At 71.5% G+C, this 4,124-nt stretch carries 1 protein-coding gene; it reads right to left on the reverse strand.

Going from position 1 to position 4,124, the window contains the following annotated elements; translation table 11 throughout:
• Positions 1-4,124, reverse strand: a 4,124-nt coding sequence (locus ACWD1Z_RS36635) for an amino acid adenylation domain-containing protein (RefSeq protein WP_451125128.1), incomplete at both ends; no start/stop codon positions are given.

Genomic DNA, 4,124 nt, shown 5'->3' on the forward strand with positions numbered 1-4,124 from the left:
TCACACCCGGCGCATCCACATATCCGCGTGCCACCCCGACCCCCGACACATACAACTCCCCCACCACACCCACCGGCACCGGCGCCAGCCCCTCGTCCAGCACGAACACTCGGGAGGCGTCCAGCGGACCGCCGATGGACGGCTTCTCGCCCTGGCCGAAGGAGGCGGTGGTGAGGTGCTCGTACGTGGTGAAGGTGGTGTTCTCCGTCGGGCCGTAGCCATTGGTGACGGTGATGTGCGGGAAGAGCCGCAGTGCCTGGGCCACGGCGGAACCCGAGGCCTGCTCGCCGCCGATCCAGACGTGCTTGAGGGAGCCGAGGACAGAACTTTGCTCCGCGACGAGGGAGTTGAAGAGGGAGGTGGTGAAGAAGGCCGCGCTCACACCGTGGGTGTCGACCGCGCGCTCCAGTGCGGCGGCCGACGTGTCCCGTGGTGGTACGACGACGACCGTGCCCCCGTTGAGCAGCGGCACCCACAGTTCGTAGGTCGACGCGTCGAAGGAGTGCGCCGAGTGCGCGAGGACGCGGGAGTGGTCCTGAGTCGTCCAGCAGGTGTCCGCCGCGAAGCCCAGGATGTTGCCGTGGGTCACGGCGACGCCCTTGGGGCGTCCGGTGGAGCCGGAGGTGTACATCACGTACGCGATCTGGTCGACGCCGGCCACTGGGGAGGCGTACGGCGTCTCGGGCGCGTCGTCGGCCGCCGCGCCGAGCCGGGGTTCGTCGGCTCGGATGACGGGGAGAGCCGGTGCCGTGTCGCGCAGGGCCGCGCGGGTGTGCGTGGCGGTGTCGACGACCATGACGCGGGGTTTCGACTCCTTGAGCACCGCGCCGAGCCGGGAGTCGGGGCTGCGGAGGTCGAGGGGGAGGTAGGCGGCACCGGTCTTCAGAACGGCCAGGAGAGCGACGACGAGGTCAGCGGACCGTTCCATCGCGATCGCGACCAGCTGCTCGGGCCCGGCGCCCGCGGCCAGCAGGTGACGGGCCAACTGGGCGGCTCGTTGGTCGAGTTCCCGGTACGACAGCTCCCGCGTGCCGCACACCAGTGCCGTGGCGTCGGGGGTGCGGGCCGCCTGTGCCGTGAACCGGTGCACCACCGACCGGTCGAGGGGTGCCTGCGCGGTGCCGGTGCCCCGGGCGAGGACGGTCTCGCGCTCGGCGTGGCCCAGCAAGTCCACGGCGTTCAGGCGGAGTTCGGGGGCAGTGGCCACCTGGTCCGCGAACCGTACGAAGCGGTGGGCCAGTCCTCGCGCCGTCTCGTCGTCGAAGAGGTCCCGTGCGAAGAGGAGCCGTCCCTCGATCTCCTCGCCCACCTGGCGGAAGTCGAAGAGCAGGTCGAACTCGGTGGTGTCGGCCGGTGCCGGGTACTCCCAGTGTGCGTCCAGGCCGGGGAACCGGGCCTGGGCGACCGCGTTGTTCTGCAGGCTCATCATCACCTGGAACAGCGGATGCCGCCCCGCCGAACGCACCGGATTGACCGCCTCCACCACCCGCTCGAACGGCACATCCTGATGCTCCAACGCCCCCAGCACACCCGACCGCACCTGCCCCAGCAACTCACCGAACGACGGATCCCCCGACACATCCGACCGCACCACCACCGTGTTCACAAAACACCCGACCAACTCCTCCAACCCCACATCCGAACGCCCCGCCACTGGGCTACCCACCACCACATCCCCGCCAGCACCGACCCGCGACAACACACCCGCCACCACCGCATGCAGCACCATGAACAGACTGGACCCGTGGTCACGGGCCAGCCGTTCGAGGGCGGCGCACCGCTCGGGCGGGATGTGCAGGCGTACGGAGCCCGCGCGACCGGAGGCCAAGGCGGGCCGGGGCCGGTCCAGGGGCAGGGCCAGCTCCTCGGGCAGGTTCCTCAACGTCTCCCGCCAGAAGTCCAGCTGACGCTTCTCCAGGCCGTCCGCTTGCAGGAGTTCGCTCTGCCAGAGCGTGAAGTCGCGGTATTGCAGCGGCAGTTCGGACCACTCGGGGGCGGTGTCGCGCGCGCGGGCCGCGTAGGCCGAGGCGAGGTCCCGTACGAAGGGGGCGGCCGACCAGCCGTCGAAGGCGATGTGGTGCACCGCCACCACCAGCACGTGCTCCACCGGTCCGACGGCCAGCAGCTTCGCGCGCAGAGGCACCTCGCGCGTCAGGTCGAAGCCTGTGGCGGCGAACTCGGCGATGTGTGTGCTCAGTTCGTCTATCGACGCGGGCTCCACTTCGATGGCGGTTACGTCACCCGCCTCCAGAACCCGCTGGTGCGCCGCGCCGTCGATCACGGGAAGGACCGTCCGCAGGCTCTCGTGGCGGTGGACCACATCCCGCAGGGCCGCCCGCAGCGCGGGCACGTCCAGCTCTCCGGACAGCCGCAGGGCGGTGGTGATCACGCGCGTGTCCGTGCCTCCCGTGCCCTCTTCGAGCTGGCCCTGGAACCAGAAGCGCAGTTGGGAAGGGGACAGGGGAGACTGCTCGGAGCGGGGACGCCGGGTGAGCGGCGGGCGGGTCTCGGCCGGGCCACCGCAGCGGGCGGCCAGACCGGCCGGCGTGGGCGCCTCGAACACCGCGCGCAGGTCGACCTCCGCGCCGAGGTTCGCGCGGATTCGGCTGACGAGGCGTACGGCGAGGAGCGACTGGCCGCCGAGGGCGAAGAAGGAGTCGTCGACCCCGACGTCCGGCACGCGGAGGATGTCGGCGAACATCTCGCACAGCGCCCGTTCGACCTCGTTGGCGGGTTCGCGGCGGGTGGTGACGGCCGACTCGGCCTGGGGTGCGGGGAGGGCGGCGCGGTCCAGCTTGCCGTTCGGCGTCAGCGGCAGACCGTCTTCGAGGACCATCACCACCGACGGAACCATGTAGTCCGGCAGCAGCTCCACCGCTCGCTCCCGCACACGCTCCGCCAACCGCTCCCCCGCCTCCGGCCCAGGCACCACATAGGCGAGCAACCGGCCGTCGCGCACCGAGGCAACCGCCTGCGCGACACCGTCACACCCCGCCACCACCCCTTCCACCTCACCGAGTTCCACCCGGAACCCACGCACCTTCACCTGCTGATCCGCCCGCCCGACGAACTCCAGCCCTCCACCCGACGTCCACCGCACGAGATCCCCGGTGCGGTACATCCGCTCCCCCGCACCCCCGAACGGACACGCCACAAAACGCCCCGCCGTCACACCCGGCGCATCCACATATCCGCGTGCCACCCCGACCCCCGACACATACAACTCCCCCACCACACCCACCGGCACCAACCGAAGACCGGCGTCCAGCACGAACGCGCGGTACCCGTCCAGTGGGCCGCCGATGGGCGGGCGTGCGTGGTTGTCGTCGTCGATGCGGGCCGCGAGCGACCAGACGGTGGTCTCCGTGGGCCCGTACACATTGGTGACCTCGGCGGCGAGCGAGTGCAGCCGGCCGGCCAGGGCGGCGGGCAGGGCTTCGCCTCCGACGAGGACGCGCAGGCCCGTGACAGCCTCGGGGACTTCGGACACGAGCCCGGTCCACAGCGACGGGGTGGCCTGCAGGGCCGTGACGCCGTGTTCCCGGATCAGGTGGGCGAGCGCCCTGGGATCGCGTACGTCCTCCTGGCCGGCCAGCACCACGGCCGCACCGTGCAGCAGCGGGAGCAGCAGTTCGAGCTGGGCGATGTCGAAGGAGACGGTGGTCGGGGCGAGCAGTCGGTCGCCCGGGCCCAGCGGCAGATGGCGTTCCATGGCCGTCAGCAGCCGGACGAGATTGCCGTGGGTGACCGCGACGCCCTTGGGACGGCCGGTGGAGCCCGAGGTGTGGATGACGTAGGCCAGGCGCTCGTCGGCGCGGGCGGCCGGCGCGAGTTCGGCGGCCGACAGGTCGGCCGAGGACAGGCCCGGCGCGCAGGTGGCGTCGGTGAGGACGGTGACCGGTGAGACCTCGGCGAGGATCGACTCGGTCCGGGCCCGCGGGTGCCGGGGGTCGAGGGGGAGGTAGGCGGCGCCGGTCTTCAGGACGGCCAGGAGTGCGACGACGAGGTCAGCGGAGCGTTCCATCGCGATCGCGACCAGCTGCTCGGGCCCGGCGCCCGCGGCCAGCAGGTGACGGGCCAACTGGTTGGCCCGTTGGTCGAGTTCCCGGTACGACAGGCTTGTG

This window comes from Streptomyces sp. NPDC002784, assembly GCF_053592135.1.